Consider the following 19,252-nt stretch of genomic DNA (forward strand, 5'->3'; position numbering starts at 1 on the left):
TTAGCGCCTAAATTCCGCGGGGTAGAGCTAATTTAGTATTACTTAACATAATGTAACTTATCGGCGTTAGGTCTAAGTATGCGTGAGATGCCCCAGCGGGTCGTCTGCAGCAACGCCTCAACAACTATTGCCTGCGACATCTTAGAAACGCCATTTATCCGTTCTACAAAGGTAATTGGAACTTCAATTTCTTTCGCACCAGCAAGATGGGCAGCAAGTGCCATTTCGATTTGGTAGCAATAACCAGTTGCCTGCATATCGCTAAGTTTTAAAGTTTTGAGTAGATCAACGCTGTAAACCCGGAAACCACCAGTTAAGTCATTAAGCGGGATTCCAAGGGCCAATTTGGCATATGCAGTGCCAGCTCGCGATAGATATTGACGCCGCTTTGGCCAATTAACAACCGATCCGCCAGGTATCCATCTAGTGCCAAGAACAATCAATTTTCCAGGAGTTATTGCACCGATCATCTTCTCTAGATCGACAACTCGGTGTGATCCATCAGCATCCATAGTTATTACATGGGTGTAACTCGAATCAGCGAGGACTTGTAGAAAACCGGCGCGATAAGCAGCGCCTAATCCGCCTTTACCGGGTCTGCGAAGTATCGATACCCAGGGAAGATGCAATTTATCGACAATTTTTGCAGTGCCATCTGGCGAATTATCATCGATAACAATGACATCAAAATTCCTCGCCTTATTTAAGCGAAAACCAGCCAGCTGATCTAGAAGTTCAACAATTGAAACTGCTTCGTTGTAGGTTGGAATCAGAAGTGCAATCTTGATAGTCATCGCGAGACCTTTCTGCGAATTCCTATTGCGAAGATAAGAGAAGCAAATAGTACGAGAAGGGGAGCCACTGCCCCTAGACGATCAGATAAGGTCTGATATATCGAAATTTTAAGATCTCCAGAGATCGAAGTTGAAATGTTTTCAGTTGTTTGGGATGTCACAGCGCCATTATTATCGATAAATGCAGAGATACCAACGGTAGAAACGCTGAGAATCTCGCGAGAATGCTCAACTGCGCGGATTCTAGTAATTGCTAGTTGCTGTGCGCTTTCGGCGGTATTTGCAAAGGTCGCGCTATTTGTTTGAACAATAATTGCACCAGACTGATTCGCGCTCTCGCGAACCAAACCATCGTGGATGATTTCATAGCAAATGATCGGTGCTACTTGATATCCGCCAATTTCATGCGAAACAAAGCCCTGACCAGGTTTAAAATCGTTTACCGACTTGGCATATGGAGAAACAATTTCAGCGATTCGGCGCAGCGGCATGTACTCACCAAAAGGGGTCAAGTAGCGCTTGATATAAGTTGATTGCACCGCTCCGGACTTGTCATACATCACTGAAGCATTAGCTGGCGATCCTTGTTCTGTAAGAACCACTCCTGCAATCAGCGGGGTATCTATCTCTTTAACCACCGTTTTAATGTCCGCGAGAACTTCGGGATAGTTTCGCGGATCAATGTCAATGGCATTTTCTGGCCAAACAACTGCATCGTACTTTTGATTCACAAGTTTACGCGTTGTGTCGCGATGTAGGTAGAAGACGGCTTTCGCCCTCGAATTGAATTCAAGCCCAACTGAAGGTGTATTTCCTTGAATCGCAATTAACGAAATCTTTTCTGGCGCAGTTGGATTATTCGGTAAGAAGTTAACGATTAGGAAACCAACTGCGACAAGAGTGAGTGCCCGAACTTTAAGGCGGGTTAAGGCCAGCGCAGAAAGTAAGGTCGAAAAGCTAAGTAGCAGTACTCCCCCAATCGAAACTAATGGAAGGAGCGGTGATTCAACTTGGCTGAAGGCAATTCTGGTCCAGGCAAATCCACCAAATGGAAAGCGCGCCCGCAACTCTTCGCAGATCAAAAAGGTGAGGAGAACCCAACGAAGCGAACTTGTTCTGCGGTAAACCCATCCAACTGGAAGATAGAAAGAAGCTTGCAGCAAAGTGAGCAAGAGCCAAGGTAGTGCTCCGACGTACTTACTACTCCAATGCAGAACTATGCCGTTAAGAATCGCTCCGAAGACGAATGAGGCTAGGACTGGTCTTTTACTCTTCGACAGCCCTCTAAAGAAAAGCGCGTATCCAACGAGCGCGAGATACCAAAGGCCTATTGGCTCAAACGCCGCACTTACTAAGAGTGCAGAAAATAAGAAGTTCACCATTTGAGTGCAGTGATCAACCGATCAACGCTTGCGCCAAGTCCGTAGCGTTCCTTGATCTCATAAATCTTTGAAAGATCAGCTGGTTTCTGCGGCATCGAGATATCGAGTTTTGGAAGGGCGACATCTCTTGCGCAGTTGACCAAAGTAGGTGCGATCTTTAAATAATCTGCGCCTTCAATTATCTTCTTAGCAAGGGCTGGCTTTAAAGATGGGTGCGCGTCACGAGCTCCTTGCTGGGCTTCATCGACGTCTGCAAAGTTGTTTGCAATCAGCGCTGCGCCTTTCTCACCAATCCCCTTAACACCAGGAAGTCCGTCTGAAGGATCGCCTCTAAACATCGCAAATAGGGCGTAACGATCACCGGGAATCGCATACTTGCGAGATATCCACGCTTTATCGACTAGATCGTGCTGAGATAAACCCTTTGCTAGATAAACAACCTTTACATCACGTTTGTCATCGACCAACTGAAAGAGATCTCGATCTCCAGTAACAATTCGAGTTGGGCCAGGTTCTTTAACCGCAAAGGTCGCCATAACATCATCGGCCTCATAGTCATCTACACCGACCATCGGAATTCCAAATTCATCAAGAAGATCTAGCAAGATCGGAATCTGAGGTGTCAATAAATCTGGTTCTTCTTCGCCTTCGCCATCTTCCTCCAGGCGGTTAGCTTTGTAATCAGGGAAAATATCTACTCGCCATGAGGGGCGCCAATCCCCCTCGATGCAAGCCACAATACGATTTGGTGAATACATGCCAATAAGGCGTGCCGTCATATCCAGGTAGCCGCGTATTGCATTCACAGGCGTTCCATCGGGTGCGAGCAAGGTATCTGGCATTCCATAGTAAGCGCGATACCAGAGAGAAGCGCTATCAAGCAGCATTAAAGTCATAGGTCATCCACCATATATGAAACTACGCCGCGATCTAAACGCTTGATCGCCTCTCGACAAACTGGACGTAACTTCTCGCTGGCACCGGCGATCTGCATCAGTAGATCCATCAACTGCTTAGCTGAACGAACAAAATCTCCGACCGACATATCCGAACCCTTTAGAACGTTGGTTAACGAATTGCCCTGTGCCCAACGATAAGAGATATAGGCAAAACCGAAATCGGGTTCCTTCTGAGTTTTTACATCAAACTCGTTCTCGATATCTTCAAGTTTGGCCCAAAGTTTGGTGATCTCAACAAGTGCGTTAGTGACGTTTTGATGTGGCATTTTTGGTGCGTATTCATCGCGAGATCTTGATTGAAAGATCATGCATGAGACAACGGATAAAAGTTCCGGAGCAGATAACTCATCGAGAATTCCATTACGAATAGTTTCGGTTAAAAGAAGATCTGATTCTGCGTAAATCTTGGCGAGGATCTTGCCTTGCGGAAGTGGCTTCTCCCCCTCGATATATCCGAGATGGGTCAATACATCACAAATGCGGTCAAAAGTTTTTGCGATAACGTGGGTACGGTTCTCGACTCTTCCACGTAAGCCTTCGGATTCACGGTGCAAGCGTTCAGCGCGCTCAGCAAAGCGGGCGTGGGTTTCGCGATCGTTACATGAATGGCAGGGATGTGATCGCGTGCTGCGGCGCAGGCCGTCAATCTCATTCTCCATATGCTGACGCTGGCGATTATCAAAAGTTTTACGGCCATCACGTTTGGAGAGCAGCTTCTCTAACTCTTTAATCTCACTTCGCAATCTGGCATAACTTTCGAAGTCACCTAAGTGGCATTCGGCGCTAGCCATTAACTCAAGTCGCGCAGTTTCATTCTTCTTAATTTGCTTTACCAAGCCAACTACAGCGCGATCGGCTTGGAACTGCGCAAACGAAGATTCCAAACTTCCGTGGGCTCGCTCTCGACCAAATCGTGCGATTAGATTTATCGCCATGTTGTAGGTTGGAGTAAATGAAGAACGAAGCGGATAAGTTCTTGTAGATGCCAAGCTCGCCGCCATCGCTGAATCCACCGTTGGTGACCATTGCACAACAGCATTTCCCTCAATATCGATACCGCGTCTACCTGCACGTCCAGTTAACTGGGTGTACTCCCCCGGCGTAATCGGAACGTGGGCTTCACCATTCCACTTAGTTAACTTATCTAGGACTACAGTTCGTGCCGGCATGTTGATACCTAGAGCAAGGGTTTCGGTGGCAAAGACTGCCTTAACAAGTCCGCGTTGAAAGAGATCTTCGATCGCATTTTTAAATGAGGGAAGTAAACCGGCATGGTGCGCGGCTATGCCACGCTCCAGAGCAGTGATCCATTCGCGATACCCAAGCACCTCTAGATCTTCTTCAGGCAAGTTAGCGGTGTAGCGCTCGGCAGTTTTGAGAATCTGGGCGCGTTCTTCGGTATTGGTTAACTTAATTCCAGCGGCCAAACATTGCTTAACTGCCGCATCACATCCCATACGCGAGAAGATAAAAGTAATTGCGGGTAACAAGTTTTCGCGCTGTAGCTTTTCAATAATCTCTGGGCGGGATAAACGCGATTCGGATGCTCCCCATTGCTCGCGTCGATGACGCGGAATCTTTACCTTTCGCATCGCCTCGCGTTCGGCAGCCAAGATCTCGGGGTTAACTTTGCCAGGGCTTGAGAACAAGTCGATCAGAGATGAGTTGATTAAAATATGTTGATAGAGCGGAATCGGGCGATGCTCGCTCAAGATCACATGGGTTTCACCACGTACTTCCCCGAGCCATTCACCGAACTCTTCAGCGTTAGAAACCGTTGCAGATAGTGAGATAACCTGAACAGATTCCATCAGGTGAATCAGAACCTCTTCCCAAACAGCACCACGGAACTTATCCGCCAGATAATGAACCTCATCCATAACAACTGAACCTAAATTGGTCAGCGTTGAAGAGCCGGCATAGAGCATGTTCCGCAGAACTTCTGTGGTCATAACCAAGATATCTGCTTCGGAATTAATATTGGTATCGCCAGTTAAGAGACCAACGCGATCTTCACCGAACCGATCTACAAACTCTTGAAATTTCTGATTTGATAGCGCTTTAATCGGAGTGGTGTAGAAACACTTCTTGCCGTTACGCAGTGCAAGGGATGCCGCGAACTCTCCAACGACCGTCTTTCCTGCACCTGTTGGAGCAGCAACTAAAACGCCATGTCCGCTTTCGACCGCGTGACAGGCTTGGATCTGGAAATCATCAAATGGGAACTTTGATTCGGCTAGAAAATCTTCAGTTACAGCGTGCTTACTTCGACTCTTTGCAGCGGCGAATTTTTCAGCAGGCGTACTCACGGGGTCCACGATAGTCCAGCACCTGCCATACATTCCGCACGAACTGGCAAACCTCCGATTCGCTCACCATCGGCATACGCAACGGCAGCAGAAGTGATGGAGACACGTGCACTGCGATAAATGCGCACTTGAGGGTGTCCGATATGAGCGCCCTTAAATACCTTTGGAAAGACCTTGATAAATTCCAATTTGCTCACGGGATGCAGAATCATCACATCAAAGAGTCCATCGGTCATCGATGCATCAGGGCAGACTTGCATGCCTCCCCCGTAACTCTTGCCATTTGCAACGGCGATAAGCATCGCCTCAACTTGAAGTAACTGGGTATCCAATTCAATTGTGTAAGAAATCGGCGCAAATCTTGGTAACTCCATCGCTATCGCGAAGTTGTATTTCATCGGTCCTTTAGGCCAACTCATGGTGTTGGCTCGCTCGTTTACCACTGAATCGAAACCTGTTGAGAGTATTGCGCCAAACCATTCCGAATCAACCATTCCAAGATCAATTGCAGTCGGTTGCGTTGTTGTCACAAAATCTAATTGCTTAGTAATCGAGTCAAGGCTCCAACCCATGGCTCGAACCAAATCATTGCCAGTTCCTGCCGGAATCACTGAAAATGGGATCTTTCTTGGGGCAACCAATTGGATGACGAGATGCGCCAGGCCATCACCGCCAACTGCAATCACGCCCTGACATGGTTGACCTTCGGCTAGATCAAGAAAGTTAGCTAAGTTCTCTTTTAGTTTATTCGCTGATGTAGCCGTGATAATCGTGTATTCAACTCCGTGCTTTGCGAAGTAACCGGCAACTTCTCTACCGAGAATGGCGCCTTTGCCTCCCCCAGATACAGGGTTGATAACGATCGCCCACACGATTTAATCCAGTGGAATTTCTTTTTTAGCTCGCCGCTTGTCATTCCAAAGCGCGAATACGCCCGAAAGCAGGTACAGAATAATTAGTGGAATAGCTAGAAGAATCATCGATAGTGGGTCGGCACTTGGTGAGAACCCCGCAACAAAGAGAACAATGCAGAAGACCCAAATGCGCCAAGGTCTGAGAATTGTCACGCCACTTAAGAAGCCAATCAAGTTAAAGGTAACTAGGAAGACAGGAAGTTCAAAGGCTAAGCCAAAGACTAATATTGTTCGCATTACAAAATCTAGATAATCATCGAATTTAACCAAGTTGTTAAGTGCATCTGGCGTGAAGCCGAATAGAACCTTGATCGCCAAAGGAAGAATTGCGTAGCCAAGGAAAGTTCCGGCAGCGAAGAATGGAGTAGCGGCGACGAAGAAGAAGACTGAGTTGCGCTTTTCTTTTCGGTGAAGTGCCGGTGCTATAAAGGCCCATAGTTGATATAGCCAATATGGCGCCGCGATGATCAGCCCGGTAAGTAGCGCGACTTTAATCTGAAGGTTCAATGGACCCAGTACGCCACTGATGTAGAGAGAACCGCAGGTGTCAGATCCAGTTCTTTGAGCTAGGGCTAAATCGCAAACTGGTTCTGCTAACTTCGCGATAATCTCGTTATAGAAGAACCAGCCAATTAACGCGGCGAGCAAGATTGCCGAAACCGAACGAACAATTCTCTTTCTAAACTCGCGTAGATGATCCAACAAAGGCATGCGAGCCGCTTTTGCTCCAGCCATCATGAGAGTAGGACGCGGGCCTAATTACTTACTGAATTACTTAGTTGATGAATCGTCGTCGTTCTTCTTTTCATCCCCATCGTTCTTCATCTCGCTCTTAAAGATGCGAAGTGATTGACCAAGGGAGCGCGCTGAATCAGGCAGGCGCTTTGCACCGAAGAGAACGATAAAGACCAATAGGACAAGAAGGAGATGACTTGGTTGCGCTAAATTCATAGGTACAAGATATCCCATTAGCGCCAGTATGCGCAGGTGCGCCTAGGACGAGAAGCGCTCGTTCTTATAAAGTTCCAAGGTCGCTTGCGACTTTTGACCCACAGCCTTGGCTAGCTCTGCCGGCTCTGTAATCTCTGTATTGGCCAACGTACTCATGAAATTTCTCACCAACCAATCTCGGCTAAATGAGGTGACCTCAACAGCCACTGCCTTGCCTGAATCAACGCTCGGAGCGGTCGCAAGCGCTGTCTCTAACCGGAATCTCTCAAAGGTGGTTCGCAATCGAGAGTTAACTTTGCATTTGGCTCGGAATAACTCTTCGCTCTCGCTCTTAGCATCTGAAATCATCTGACTTGAATCCAAGAGCCTTGCTTGCTTCACATTATCTAGGCGGAATGTACGAAATCCTAAAGCCTTACTGCAGTAAGCAAGGAGAACTTCGATCCCTTTATCCTCACCCAACTCTAGTGGCGTTACCGCCCTAGTAGAAACTTCATCACGAATTAGAGAGTGATATTCAATCTCGAGATCTTTACGCTCTTTTATCGCTCTTAGAATTACCGCACGGCGTGCGCTATCTACAGTTGGTGATGCCTGCGCGATATCACCTATGAGGGATTTAATTTTAATTTGCAACGAAGCAATTGCAGCGATTAGATCAACCCGATCTTTTGAGATCGACTCTCTTAGAAAATCTAACCCGATTGCAACCACAACCAACTCATCTTTGGTGAGTAAGCGAACCTTCTGAAGTATTTCAGCGTTACGAATTGATACATAACCGGATTCAAAGGAGAGGTCTATTAGCTCAAGTGGTGTGTATCCAGGAAGCCCGCACATCCAAAGGGTGTTCAAATCATCAAGCAACTCTTCTGTTGATATGGAGAACTCTTTCGCTAGATCCTTAACTGATATTCCCTGATGGGTAGTTATGTAGGGAACTAAATCCAATAGACGAGCGGTTTTAGCGATCGGTGAGGATGGTTGCTTAGCCATAGCGCTTTACCCCGAGTTCCAATCTCTTGACAATTTCAGCCCTGACATCGCCCGGTTCGAGGACGATTGCATCATCTGCGTACCAGAGTACCTCTTCAATAAATCTCTCTCGATCTCGATAGCTCAATTCGACTAAATCCCAGCCAGCAATTGAGCTCTTGGCGAGTGCGGACTTCGATCTCGAACGTAGCGCTAACGCTCTACCGTTTCGCAAAAAGATCGTCGCGGTACGAATCTCATCTGCGTTACTGCCTTGGCTGGATAGATCAAAACTCTCTTCCACCTCGAAAGATCCTGACTTACCTTCAGGTGCGATATCTCCTGAAATGCGATCGAGTCGGAAGCTTCTTACTCCTAACTTTTCGAGATCTAGGCCATATAGATACCAATGGCCATAGCGAGAAGTGACCGCGTAAGGAGCGATTTTCCGTTCCTGTTCCGTTAGCTCTTCGCTGAGGTATTTAAAGGAGATCTTCTGACGAGATGTAATAGCACTGATCGCAACTTGTAAATTCTTATCTCGAATATTTGCATGAGGTGCGAGATCAGGAATTGATTCGATATCCGACTCGATGCCGATAGCGTGCAATTTTCTTAGCGCAGTAAGCGCAGATCCATCTAGCGCCGCTCCTCGCCATGCTTCTGCGGCTAGAGAAAGAAGTGAGATCTCCTGGCTAGTAACTTCACCTAATTGGAATTGGTAACTGTCTGGCTTGATTCGATAGCCAGCCTCATCTTCAAATAGTGGATCGAACGAGCCAACTTCAATTTCAATTCCGAGATTTCGAAGATCATCTTTATCGCGCTCAAACATCCGCTCTTTGCTTTCTGCATTGCCTTCATATCCATCAACTGTGCGAAAGATTTCAGATTTCGTTATATATCTTTTCGTTGCCAGGAGCGCGATTGTTAAATTTACTAAACGCTCAGTCTTCCGCGACACCGTAAGACCCCTTCGCAGGACGACGACGACGAGCCAGGACCTCAACGCCTGGAGCCATGCGGCGAGAGAAGATCAAGAATCCGGTGTGACCGATCATTCTCTGCTGCGGACGAACTGCTAAACCTTCATGGTGCCAACCACGAACCATGCTTTCAAAACTTTCTGGCTCAGTGAAGTGGCCATCTTCTTTCAGCGCCTCCGCTGTAGCCGAGAGCTGTGTGGTTGTTGCGACATAAGCCATAAAGACTCCCCCAGGGCGCAGAACTTTCGCTGCCATATCGACGCACTCCCAAGGAGCAAGCATGTCTAGAATCACGCGATCAAACTCGTGGTCGAACTCTTGTTCTTGGACTGAACCGATTGCAAGTGACCAGTTTGCAGGTCGACCGCCAAAGTAATTTTCAATATTGGATGTTGCGTTAGCGGCAAACTCTTCGCGACGTTCGACAGAGTGCACAGAGCCCGATGGACCTACTGCGCGTAGCAGCGAGAGCGTCAGCGCACCACTTCCCACACCTGCTTCAAGTACCCGCGCTCCTGGAAAAATATCTGCGAATCCAACAATTAAGGCAGCATCTTTTGGATAAACAATCGTTGCGCCACGTGGCATAGATAGAACGTAATCAGTGAGCAATGGAATAAAAGCAGTGAACTTTAACCCCGCACTAGTGCTAACAACTGAACCTTCGGGAAGACCAATTAAATCGTCATGAACGATCCACCCTTTGTGGGTGTGCCACTCTTTACCGGGAGTGATCGTGATGCTGTAAATCTTTCCCTTTTGATCGGTGAGTTGCACTCGATCGCCAGCGACAAAACGTCCACGATTGGCGCCTAGATCGGCGTTATTCTCATTAAGGCTAGACACGGGAGCATCTTAGGCGCAAAGCGCGTGCGAACGGGTATCTTCCTTCATTATGAGCCAATTGAGACTTTCGCCTAGCCGCATCAGCGACTTTAATAATTGTCCACAGCTCTATAAATATCGCACGATTGACCTACTGCCAGAGCCACCGAGTATTGATGCCGAACGTGGAACGCTGATTCATACCGTTCTGGAAGATCTCTTTGAAATCCCGGCGCCAGATCGAACAATCTCAAACGCTGCACAAATGTTGCCGGAGAAGTGGCAGACACAGATTGAAGAAAAGCCTGCAATAAAAGAGTTGGTTCTAGATTCCGCAGCATGGTTTAAAAGAGCTGAAGAGCTATTGGGAAACTACTTTACTTTGGAGAATCCAACTCTCTTTGAACCAACTTACCGAGAGCTACATCTAGAGATGGATCTATCCCCCGAACTTTATCTACATGGGTACGTCGATCGTTTAGATGTTGCGCCAACCGGTGAAGTTCGCATCGTTGACTACAAAACCGGAAAATCGCCGAAACCTGGCTGGGAAGATAAGGCTTTCTTCCAACTTCGAGTTTACGCGCTTCTGTATTGGAAGAACCACGGCGTAATTCCGAAGCTTTTACAACTGATCTACATGGGCGATACTCGATTGATAAAGAGCACACCCACTGAAAAGGATCTAATTAAGACCGAACAGATACTCTTTGATGTTGCTGCAGATATCTTGCGCGCGATTGAACGAAATGAATTCAGGCCGCGCCCAACAAAGCTATGTGATTGGTGCTTCTTTAAGGCTATCTGCCCAGCTCACGTTGGTTAACTTCTGCCCACTTCTCTAAATCTGCAAAAGTTATATCCTCAAATGAAGCAATGACTTTCAATCGAGGCTGTTCCTGCACTTCTACATAGTGTGGGACCGCCACGACAAACGCTCCACTTGCGACAGCCGCCGTTATGCCAGTTGTAGAGTCTTCAAAGATAAGCGATTGCTCAATATCGACGCCAAGAAGTTTGGCTGCATGCAGATAAGGATCAGGAAAAGGTTTAGTTCGTTCGATATCACCAGCACCTACCGTTACATCAAAGTACTTCTCGCTCATGCCGCGAAGAACTCCATCTACGATCGGGCGTGGACTAGCTGAAACTAAACCTTGTTTCGTGCCCGAACCGTGTATCGCTTTAGATAGTGCTAGCGCACCTGGCATCAATGGAACTTTTCTGGAGAGACGATCGGTCATCTCGGCGATAATGATCGCCTCTAACTCTGTTGGCGATTTACGTCCCTCAAGACAATTAGACATATATTCCGCGACACGACGAAGTGGTCCGCCGAGGCAGTGCAGTTGATCTTCCGGCTTCCAGTCATAACCATTTTCACGCATCATTAGCGTTTCGGCTTCATGCCACTGTGGCTCGGAATCTAGGAAGAGTCCGTCCATATCAAAGAAGATTGCTTGGAAACTCAATTTGCGTTGAAGTATTTCGCCTCAGGATGATGAACGATGATCGCAGATGTACTCTGTTCAGGATGTAACTGGAACTCTTCAGAGAGCTCTACGCCAATGCGTCCTGGTTCTAGCAACTCGCATAGTTCAACTTGTTGTTCGATGTTTGGGCAGGCTGGATAACCGAATGAGTATCTAGATCCGCGGTAACCCTGATCCAAAATTCCTTGCAGATCTGGTGCATCATCTCCGCGGACATGGAACTCTTCACGAATTCGTGCGTGCCAATGCTCAGCTAGCGCTTCTGTTAACTGAACTGATAAGCCGTGTAGCTCTAAATATTCGCGGTAGTTGTTCGCAGCAAAGAGTTCATTTGCCGCTTTACTGATCTCGCTACCCATCGTGACCACGTGAAATGCGACAACATCGGTCTTACCTGAATCTTTAGCGGCGAAAAAGTCACTCAAACAGAGTCTGCGATCGCGTGATTGACGTGGGAACGAGAAGCGGGTGCGTTCTTTTCCTTTATCAGGGCCTTCGTGATGCAAGATAACTAGATCATTGCCATCGCTAACACATGGGAAGTAGCCGTAAACAACGGCGGCATTTAACCAACCTTTAGATTGCACCTGATTTAGAAGTGCGCGAAGACGAGGACGCCCTTCATTTTCAACCATCGTTTCATATTCACCGCGGGCACCCTTTAAGCCCCACTGACCAACGAACAAAGCTCGTTCATCAAGCATTTCAACATAATCCGCTAAAGGAACACCCTTAATGATTCGAGAACCAAAAAATGGAGCGGCCGGAATATCGATATCGATCGCGACATCGCTTCGCTTGTTATCAATTACTAAATCTTCATCTTTCTTAGGACGTAGCGGAACTTTACGTTCTCTTAGCGCCGGCAAGGTAGCCCCTGGAACTCCGCGCTTAACTGCCATAATCGAATCCATCAAGCGAAGTCCTTCAAATGCATCACGTGCATAACGAACTTCTCCGGGAAACATCCCAGCAAGATCTTGCTCTACGAAAGCGCGAGTCAACGCTGCTCCCCCAAGCACAACCGGCCACTTTTCAGCAAGCCCACGATTAGTTAACTCTTCGAGGTTTTCTTTCATGATTACCGTTGATTTAACCAGCAACCCACTCATACCAATGGCATCGACGTTAGATTCTTGCGCAGCATCAATAATCTGATTGATTGTCTGCTTAATTCCGATATTTACCACGGTATATCCGTTGTTGCTCAGAATAATATCTACCAGGTTCTTGCCGATATCGTGAACATCGCCCTTGACGGTAGCCAGCAGCATTGTGCCGCGACCTTCGTCATCGGTCTTCTCCATATGCGGCTCAAGATAAGCAACTGCCGTCTTCATTACTTCAGCGCTCTGAAGTACGAAAGGAAGCTGCATCTCGCCTTTACCGAAGAGTTCGCCTACTACCTTCATTCCTTCGAGGAGATAATCGTTAATGATGGTGAGTGGCTTAATTCCTTCAGTCATCGCAGTATCGAGATCATCGCTTAAGCCAACTTTTTCACCATCGATAATGCGACGCTGCAAACGTTCAGTAAGTGGCAAAGCGGCTAATTCCGAGGCTCGAACATTTCGAGAAGCTGCTAGTTCAACGCCTTCAAAGAGTTGTAGAAATTCAGTCAACGGGTCATATATACATGTCTCACCGTCGTACTTGCGGCGGTCATAAACTAAATCGAGGGCTACTTCCTTTTGCCGCTCTTCAATACGGGCAAGAGGCGTGATCTTTGAGGGATGGACGATCGCCGAATCAAGGCCTGCCGCTACACACTCATGTAAAAATACCGAGTTAAGAACAACGCGCGCTGCTGGATTTAAGCCAAATGAAACATTTGATACACCTAATGTTGTTTGAACATCTGGATACTCAGCCTTGAGCTGACGAATCGCCTCCAGCGTTTCGATACCGTCGCGCCGGGTTTCCTCTTGGCCGGTGGCGATAGGAAATGTCAGGGCATCGATCAAAATATCGCCGGTCTTCATCTGCCAATTGGTAGTCAGCTCTTCAATCAGTCGACGCGCAACTCGTAACTTCCATTCCGCTGTACGCGCTTGACCTTCTTCATCGATAGTCAGTGCAACAACTGATGCGCCGTGTTCTTTAACCAAGGGCATTATTCGAGCGAAGCGAGATGTGGGACCGTCACCATCTTCGTAGTTAACTGAGTTGATAACGCAGCGACCACCGAGTGCTTCTAGTCCAGCTTTGATCACATTAGGTTCGGTCGAATCAAGAACAATCGGCAAAGTAGACGCAGTAGCAAAACGTGATGCGATCTCGTACATATCTTTAGCGCCATCGCGACCGACGTAATCCACTGAAAGATCGAGCATATGCGCTCCGTCGCGGATCTGATCGCGGGCGATTTCTACGCACTTCTCCCAATCTTCGGCAACAAGTGCATCACGAAAAGCGCGAGAACCATTGGCGTTGGTCTTCTCACCGATCGCTAGATAAGTATTGTCTTGGCGAAATGGAACGTATTGGTAAAGCGATGAAGCACCCGGATCGAGCGCCGCTCCGCGATCTTTAAATGGCTTGCTCGACATTTTCTCGACAACTGCCATAAGGTGTTCCGGTGTAGTTCCACAGCATCCACCAATTAGGCCGATGCCATAATCGCCCACAAATGTTTCGAGGGCATCGGCTAACTCTTTAGGCCCAAGTGGATATTCCGCGCCCTTTGCACCGAGTATTGGCAAGCCAGCATTTGGCATAACTGAAATGGCACAGTTTGCAAACTTTGAAAGGTAACGCAGGTGCTCAGACATTTCTGCAGGACCCGTCGCACAATTCAGCCCAATTAGATCAATCTCTAGCGGCTCTAGCGCATTTAGCGCTGCGCCAATCTCGGAGCCCAACAACATCGTGCCAGTTGTTTCAACAGTTACCTGTGCAATCAGTACTACATCGAAATCGACTTCCTCTATCGCTTGGCGACAACCATTTACGGCGGCTTTGGCCTGCAACAAATCTTGAGTCGTTTCAACTAAGAGCGCATCTGATTTTGCATCAAGCAGACCCTTTGCCGCTGTGTAATAAGCATCCTTCAACTTTTGATATGTCGCGTGTCCGAGCGAAGGCAACTTCGTTCCGGGTCCAAGTGAGCCAAGCACGAAACGTGGCTTCTCTTTCGTGCTCGCGGCATCTGCTGCCTCGCGAGCGATCTTGCCACCGGCAAAAGCCAGTTCGTAAATTCGATCTTCAATTCCGTACTCGGCTAAATTCGCCCAGTTCGCACCGAAAGTGTTGGTTTCAATTGCATCAACGCCCACGGCTAAATATTTGTCGTGAACTCCGCGAACAACATCTGGCCGCGAGACGTTAAGAATCTCGTTGCAACCTTCATGGCCTTGGAAATCCTCCAGCGTTGGATCGGCCTCTTGCAACATCGTGCCCATCGCCCCATCGGCGATTACCGTGCGCGATGCCAGGGCTTGGCGGAGTAATCCCGCGGGTCTCTGGCGATTAGGGCTCGTCACTTGGCAGAGGTTACCGTAAGGTGATCAATGTGGAGATTCATAAGATACCTGCGCTGCGCTCACCAATCATGGTTATCGCATTCTCTGGTTGGAACGATGCCGCAGAAGCGGCAACTGGCGCCGTCTCTCATCTCTTAGGTATCTGGAGTGAAATCGCTGATGTAGATAATCCAAAGGCGACCGATTTGATTCCAGAGCTAATCGCGGATGTAGATTCTGAAGATTATTACGATTTCCAAGTAAATCGACCAATGATCGAAATAGATGGTTCCCTTGTTAGATCTCTAATCTGGCCCGGAACCCAAGTCTTTGGTCTTTCTACACCGCAGTTTGCCAATGACTTTGTAATTGTTCGCGGCGTTGAACCTTCGATGAAATGGCGCACATTTACGCATCAACTATTAGATCTCGCCGATGATTTAGAAGTATCAACGATTATTACCTTGGGATCGATGCTCGCTGATGCGCCACATAGTCGCCCAATTACTGTTACGGGATCAGGTGCACATCCTGAGATTGCCAAGCGTTTAGGAATAGAAGTAAGTCGTTATGAAGGACCAACCGGAATTCTCGGTGTCATCCAAGATGCATGTCTGCGACGTGGAATCGATGCGATTTCACTCTGGGCTGCGGTTCCTCACTATGCGAGTAGCTCACCATCTCCGAAGGCAACTCTCGCATTGATAAACGCTTTAGAGGATTTTTTAGAGATCGAATTCCCATTGGGTGAGTTAAATGATCACGCCCAAGAATGGGAGAAGGAAGTTGATGAGTTAACGCAGGAAGATAGTGAGATCGGAGATTACGTTAAAGCGTTGGAAGAGAGTAAAGATAGCGCCGCCTTCTCTGATGTCTCTGGCGATGAAATTGCCCGTGAACTAGAGAAATTCTTAAGGCGACAAGAAGGCAGTTAGAAAGCGATACCGAGCAGGGTATCAATCGCGCGCGATAGTTCTCCCGGGCTTCCGCCAATATTTCCAGCGTCAGTATCTGCCAGCCAATTTCGCAGAGCTTTGATAGCGGTTGGAGTATCGAGATCATTTGAGAGCGCCGCAATAATTTCATTGATAGTGGCATCTGTTGGTGCAACTTCCATACGCGAGAGCGCAATACGTAGTTGCTTCATAAACTCCTCGGCGTTAACTAGATCTGTATCCGTCCACATATGGTCGCTGCGATAGTGATGGCTTAACAAAGCCAAGCGAATCGCCATCGCATCGCGACCTTCTTTGAGCAAATTAGAGACCAGAACAAGGTTTCCCTTAGATTTACTCATCTTTTCGCCATCGAGTCCGATCATTCCGGCGTGAACATAATGCGTTGCAAACTCGCGTCCGTTGATCATCTTCGACTGCGCAGCAGACATTTCATGATGTGGAAAAATCAAATCGCTTCCACCACCTTGGATATCTATCGAGGTTGCATCGTCTTCTGCAATATCTAAATAATTGAGCGCGATTGCACAGCATTCGATATGCCATCCTGGACGTCCACTGCCGAATTCGCTTTCCCAACCTGGTTCATTGGGGCGTTGAGCGAGCCAGAGAAGAGCATCAAGTGGATCTTTCTTGCCAGGCTTTAGCGGATCTCCCCCACGTTGCTCGAATATCTCGAGCATCTCTGGTTGAGATAAATTTGAACGAAGACCAAAGTCGGAATCACTTCTAACTTCAAAGTAGAGGTCTTGGTCTACCTTATAGACCGTACCCTTTTCTTGGAGCGTCTTAATTGCGCTTATTACTTCAGGAATCGCTTCAACAGCTCCAATGTAATGAGCTGGTGGAATCACATGCAGTGCGACCATATCCGACTTGAAGAGCTCAATCTGTGAGTGAGCCAGTTCTTTCCAGTCGATGCCATCGCGGGCGGCTCGCTCTAAAAGCGGATCATCGATATCAGTGATGTTCTCTACGAAATTTACTTCTGCACCGGTTGCTCGGAGATAACGGTTCACTAGATCAAAGGTTAAGTAAGTATTGGCATGGCCAAGATGCGTTGCATCGTAAGGAGTTATTCCACAGACATAGATTCGATAGATGCTCTTTCGCGCAAGTGGCTTGACCGAACTAGTTGCTGTGTCGTGGAGCGAGAGATCCGCTAAAGGAAAGCGCGCATCAAGTGGCGGGATATATAGATCTGACCAAGCCTTCATTCGCTCATCCTAGAACGGTGGCCAAGGAACTGCTGGCCAATCTGGGTTAGGTTCCGGAAAACACTTCTCAGCAAGGGCTCTATCGATCCGATCAACAGTTGCATCCAACTCTTCTTCTTCAATCAAACCCAGAACAACATCTCGCTTCTCAGTTGCAATCAACATTCTTGCTAATTGTAAAAGTTCTAGCTCGGCCGGAGAGAAAGGCTGCTTCGCCCACTGCCACAAAACAGTCCGCAATTTATCTTCAGTGTGAAAGGTAACGCCGTGATCGCATCCATAGACCGCGCCTTCTGACGTAGGAATCAAATGACCAATTTTTCGATCTGTGTTGTTAGTTATCAAATCAAGTAGAGCGATATTGCGAAGTTCTGGGTTATCTTCCTTAAAGAACTCCATTAAATCTACGTTCTCATCAATATCTATCCAAAGTTGAACCATTCCAGTTCCGTAAGGACCATCACGTAGAACTGTCGGTGGCACAAGATGTAAACCTAACCAATGGCTGACTAAAAAAGTCAAATATTCACGATTAGCTAAGGTGCCATCGGGGAAATCCCAAAGCGGACGTTCACCTGCAATTGGTTTGTAGATACAAATTAAAGTTCTTTCCTTAACTTCACATGAGGCGTACAAAGTTGCATTGGATGCATCAACCAATCTGCCGGTCACTGATATCTCACCGTGGCTAAGATCTCGCAGATATTCTTCAATTTCCTGAGCTCCGAGAAAACTCATCTTCGGTATCCATTTGCACGGGGACAGAGATGGCCACTCGGATCAATTGGGCCACCGCAGAATGGACAAGGTGCACGACCGGCGCCAACGACTGCGATGGCGCGTTTTGCAAAACTTTCGGCATAACCCAGCGGAATCAAAACCCGCAATATGTCCTGGCTATCTGATAACTCCATCAACAATTCTTCATCTTCAGGAGATTGGCTATCTGCGATCGCTTGAAGATCTATCTCAATCATCTTGCGATCTGACAGGTAAGCCAGACCGATAACTCCAACGCGAAACTCTTCATCGATAGGCGTCTCGAGCGGTTGATCATCACGACCTGCACGCTCAAAGACTGTTAACGGCTCTGATGATCTAACTTCTCGAAGAATCTGTTGAGTTCTCTCAGCAAGTGCAGCCACTTGCGCCTTTTCTAGCGAAACCGAAATCAACCGTGATCCTGCTCGCGCTTGAAGAAAGAAAGTGCGCTCCCCCGGTACGCCTACTGTTCCAGCGACAAAACGCTCTGCCGGATCAAAGAGGAAGATCTGACCGCTCATCCCTTACCTTTGCGCCCAGATCCTCCACCAAGTAGCGCTGACACACCCTTCTTCTTGGAACTCTCTTCTCTTAAGAAGGAAGTGATTGGAGATGTAGTGCTATTTAAAGTCAGAACTCGATAATCAACACCGTTAAAATCAAGAACGGTTATCGATGCGGGATCAATGACGATCTTTTGAAAATGATCTAAATGGGTACCTAATACGCTGGCAATAATCGATTTAATTACATCACCATGACTCACTAGAAGCTTCGCACCTCTACCTGAAGTATTTGCTGCTCCATTTAAAGCGCGCATCGCTCGGGCTTGGACATCTAAAAGTCCTTCACCGCCCGGAAAGTACATCGCGCTTGGAGTATTTTGCACAACTTTCCAAGCCTTATCTTTGGAAAGAACAGATAACTTTCTACCAGTCCACTTTCCATAATCCACTTCCACGAGATCGCTCTCAACTTCAATTAACGATTTAACCCCACTGCTCTTCGACAGTTGCGTCAATAGTGGTTCAATCGTTTGCGCACAGCGCTCCATAGGGCTAACTCTGATTAAGGAAAAATCAACGCCTTTTAATCTCTTCGCAACATTCAACGATTCTTTTCTCCCGCGATCAGAGAGATCTACACCAGGTGCTCTTCCGGCAAGGATTGCTTTGGCATTGGCTGTGGAATGTGCATGCCTCAATAAAACTATCCGTGTCATGTTAGAAGGTTATCCGCAAAATTCATTTGCGTCTTGCTAGGGTGGC

Annotated in this window: 18 protein-coding genes; 2 read left to right on the forward strand and 16 right to left on the reverse strand. The window is 47.5% G+C overall.

The window, feature by feature from the left end; genetic code table 11:
* Nucleotides 1-38 precede the first annotated feature (38 nt).
* The 10 genes from A1s21148_RS03535 to A1s21148_RS03580 are packed head-to-tail and all read right to left on the reverse strand — an operon-like array spanning nucleotide 39 to nucleotide 10,116.
* Entirely contained in the window at nucleotides 39-794 is a 756-nt protein-coding gene (locus A1s21148_RS03535) for a polyprenol monophosphomannose synthase (protein ID WP_095671094.1), read from the reverse strand.
* A complete protein-coding gene (gene lnt / locus A1s21148_RS03540) occupies nucleotides 791-2,176 on the reverse strand; it encodes an apolipoprotein N-acyltransferase (RefSeq protein ID WP_095671095.1) in 1,386 nt (461 codons plus the stop codon). Before lnt ends, A1s21148_RS03535 begins: the two co-directional genes overlap by 4 nt.
* On the reverse strand, nucleotides 2,170-3,072 hold the full coding sequence (locus tag A1s21148_RS03545; RefSeq protein WP_095671096.1) for a 5'-3' exonuclease: 903 nt from the start codon (nucleotides 3,070-3,072) through the stop codon (nucleotides 2,170-2,172). Before A1s21148_RS03545 ends, lnt begins: the two co-directional genes overlap by 7 nt.
* Nucleotides 3,069-5,477, reverse strand: coding sequence for a DEAD/DEAH box helicase (locus tag A1s21148_RS03550; RefSeq protein WP_095671097.1), 2,409 nt, complete (start codon nucleotides 5,475-5,477; stop codon nucleotides 3,069-3,071). The genes A1s21148_RS03545 and A1s21148_RS03550 overlap by 4 nt, the downstream gene beginning before the upstream one ends.
* Nucleotides 5,441-6,316 (reverse strand): diacylglycerol/lipid kinase family protein, encoded by an 876-nt coding sequence (locus A1s21148_RS03555; protein ID WP_095671098.1) that lies wholly within the window; start codon nucleotides 6,314-6,316, stop codon nucleotides 5,441-5,443. Before A1s21148_RS03555 ends, A1s21148_RS03550 begins: the two co-directional genes overlap by 37 nt.
* Nucleotides 6,317-6,319: 3 nt before the next feature.
* Complete coding sequence (tatC, locus tag A1s21148_RS03560) at nucleotides 6,320-7,096, reverse strand: twin-arginine translocase subunit TatC (protein ID WP_223299434.1); 777 nt, start codon at nucleotides 7,094-7,096, stop codon at nucleotides 6,320-6,322.
* 33 nt (nucleotides 7,097-7,129) lie between these two features.
* The gene (gene tatA, locus A1s21148_RS03565; RefSeq protein ID WP_223299435.1) at nucleotides 7,130-7,327 is read right to left on the reverse strand and encodes a Sec-independent protein translocase subunit TatA; all 198 of its coding nucleotides are present in this window, start codon (nucleotides 7,325-7,327) and stop codon (nucleotides 7,130-7,132) included.
* Between the two features lie 24 nt (nucleotides 7,328-7,351).
* Nucleotides 7,352-8,305, reverse strand: coding sequence for a helix-turn-helix transcriptional regulator (locus A1s21148_RS03570; RefSeq protein ID WP_095671099.1), 954 nt, complete (start codon nucleotides 8,303-8,305; stop codon nucleotides 7,352-7,354).
* Nucleotides 8,298-9,248: a helix-turn-helix transcriptional regulator gene (locus A1s21148_RS03575; protein ID WP_095671100.1), complete on the reverse strand. Its 951-nt coding sequence runs from the start codon at nucleotides 9,246-9,248 to the stop codon at nucleotides 8,298-8,300. Before A1s21148_RS03575 ends, A1s21148_RS03570 begins: the two co-directional genes overlap by 8 nt.
* A complete protein-coding gene (locus A1s21148_RS03580) occupies nucleotides 9,232-10,116 on the reverse strand; it encodes a tRNA (adenine-N1)-methyltransferase (RefSeq protein WP_095671101.1) in 885 nt (294 codons plus the stop codon). Before A1s21148_RS03580 ends, A1s21148_RS03575 begins: the two co-directional genes overlap by 17 nt.
* Nucleotides 10,117-10,165: 49 nt before the next feature.
* On the opposite strand from A1s21148_RS03580, the gene A1s21148_RS03585 reads away from it, so the two are divergent.
* On the forward strand, nucleotides 10,166-10,921 hold the full coding sequence (locus tag A1s21148_RS03585; RefSeq protein ID WP_095671102.1) for a RecB family exonuclease: 756 nt from the start codon (nucleotides 10,166-10,168) through the stop codon (nucleotides 10,919-10,921).
* On the opposite strand, the gene A1s21148_RS03590 is transcribed toward A1s21148_RS03585, so the two are convergent.
* Entirely contained in the window at nucleotides 10,896-11,567 is a 672-nt protein-coding gene (locus tag A1s21148_RS03590; RefSeq protein WP_095671103.1) for an HAD family hydrolase, read from the reverse strand. The genes A1s21148_RS03585 and A1s21148_RS03590 overlap by 26 nt on opposite strands.
* Nucleotides 11,564-15,070, reverse strand: coding sequence for a methionine synthase (gene metH / locus A1s21148_RS03595; protein ID WP_095671104.1), 3,507 nt, complete (start codon nucleotides 15,068-15,070; stop codon nucleotides 11,564-11,566). The genes A1s21148_RS03590 and metH overlap by 4 nt, the downstream gene beginning before the upstream one ends.
* A gap of 29 nt (nucleotides 15,071-15,099) precedes the next feature.
* Between metH and A1s21148_RS03600 the strand changes: the two genes are divergently transcribed.
* On the forward strand, nucleotides 15,100-15,984 hold the full coding sequence (locus tag A1s21148_RS03600; protein ID WP_223299436.1) for a PAC2 family protein: 885 nt from the start codon (nucleotides 15,100-15,102) through the stop codon (nucleotides 15,982-15,984).
* Here A1s21148_RS03600 and mshC read toward each other — a convergent pair.
* The 4 genes from mshC to A1s21148_RS03620 are packed head-to-tail and all read right to left on the reverse strand — an operon-like array spanning nucleotide 15,981 to nucleotide 19,206.
* The gene (gene mshC / locus A1s21148_RS03605; protein ID WP_095671105.1) at nucleotides 15,981-17,222 is read right to left on the reverse strand and encodes a cysteine--1-D-myo-inosityl 2-amino-2-deoxy-alpha-D-glucopyranoside ligase; all 1,242 of its coding nucleotides are present in this window, start codon (nucleotides 17,220-17,222) and stop codon (nucleotides 15,981-15,983) included. The two genes, A1s21148_RS03600 and mshC, sit on opposite strands and share 4 nt — an antisense overlap.
* A 9-nt stretch (nucleotides 17,223-17,231) precedes the next feature.
* On the reverse strand, nucleotides 17,232-17,960 hold the full coding sequence (locus A1s21148_RS03610; protein ID WP_095671106.1) for an SCO1664 family protein: 729 nt from the start codon (nucleotides 17,958-17,960) through the stop codon (nucleotides 17,232-17,234).
* Nucleotides 17,957-18,505, reverse strand: a complete 549-nt coding sequence (locus A1s21148_RS03615) for a DUF3090 family protein (protein ID WP_095671107.1) — start codon at nucleotides 18,503-18,505, stop codon at nucleotides 17,957-17,959. Before A1s21148_RS03615 ends, A1s21148_RS03610 begins: the two co-directional genes overlap by 4 nt.
* Entirely contained in the window at nucleotides 18,502-19,206 is a 705-nt protein-coding gene (locus A1s21148_RS03620; protein ID WP_095671108.1) for an MSMEG_4193 family putative phosphomutase, read from the reverse strand. The genes A1s21148_RS03615 and A1s21148_RS03620 overlap by 4 nt, the downstream gene beginning before the upstream one ends.
* Nucleotides 19,207-19,252 lie beyond the last annotated feature (46 nt).

It is taken from the genome of Candidatus Planktophila lacus, assembly GCF_002287925.1.
GTDB classification, from domain to species: domain Bacteria; phylum Actinomycetota; class Actinomycetes; order Nanopelagicales; family Nanopelagicaceae; genus Planktophila; species Planktophila lacus.

Bases quoted from the DNA above. Each gene is read 5' to 3' on its own strand.
- mshC (WP_095671105.1), bottom strand. From the start codon at position 17,222: ATGAAGGCTTGGTCAGATCTATATATCCCGCCACTTGATGCGCGCTTT.
- A1s21148_RS03585 (WP_095671102.1), top strand. From the start codon at position 10,166: ATGAGCCAATTGAGACTTTCGCCTAGCCGCATCAGCGACTTTAATAAT.
- A1s21148_RS03550 (WP_095671097.1), bottom strand. From the start codon at position 5,477: ATGTATGGCAGGTGCTGGACTATCGTGGACCCCGTGAGTACGCCTGCT.
- A1s21148_RS03610 (WP_095671106.1), bottom strand. From the start codon at position 17,960: ATGAGTTTTCTCGGAGCTCAGGAAATTGAAGAATATCTGCGAGATCTT.
- A1s21148_RS03545 (WP_095671096.1), bottom strand. From the start codon at position 3,072: ATGACTTTAATGCTGCTTGATAGCGCTTCTCTCTGGTATCGCGCTTAC.
- A1s21148_RS03620 (WP_095671108.1), bottom strand. From the start codon at position 19,206: ATGACACGGATAGTTTTATTGAGGCATGCACATTCCACAGCCAATGCC.
- A1s21148_RS03615 (WP_095671107.1), bottom strand. From the start codon at position 18,505: ATGAGCGGTCAGATCTTCCTCTTTGATCCGGCAGAGCGTTTTGTCGCT.
- A1s21148_RS03570 (WP_095671099.1), bottom strand. From the start codon at position 8,305: ATGGCTAAGCAACCATCCTCACCGATCGCTAAAACCGCTCGTCTATTG.
- tatC (WP_223299434.1), bottom strand. From the start codon at position 7,096: ATGATGGCTGGAGCAAAAGCGGCTCGCATGCCTTTGTTGGATCATCTA.
- tatA (WP_223299435.1), bottom strand. From the start codon at position 7,327: ATGGGATATCTTGTACCTATGAATTTAGCGCAACCAAGTCATCTCCTT.
- lnt (WP_095671095.1), bottom strand. From the start codon at position 2,176: ATGGTGAACTTCTTATTTTCTGCACTCTTAGTAAGTGCGGCGTTTGAG.
- A1s21148_RS03535 (WP_095671094.1), bottom strand. From the start codon at position 794: ATGACTATCAAGATTGCACTTCTGATTCCAACCTACAACGAAGCAGTT.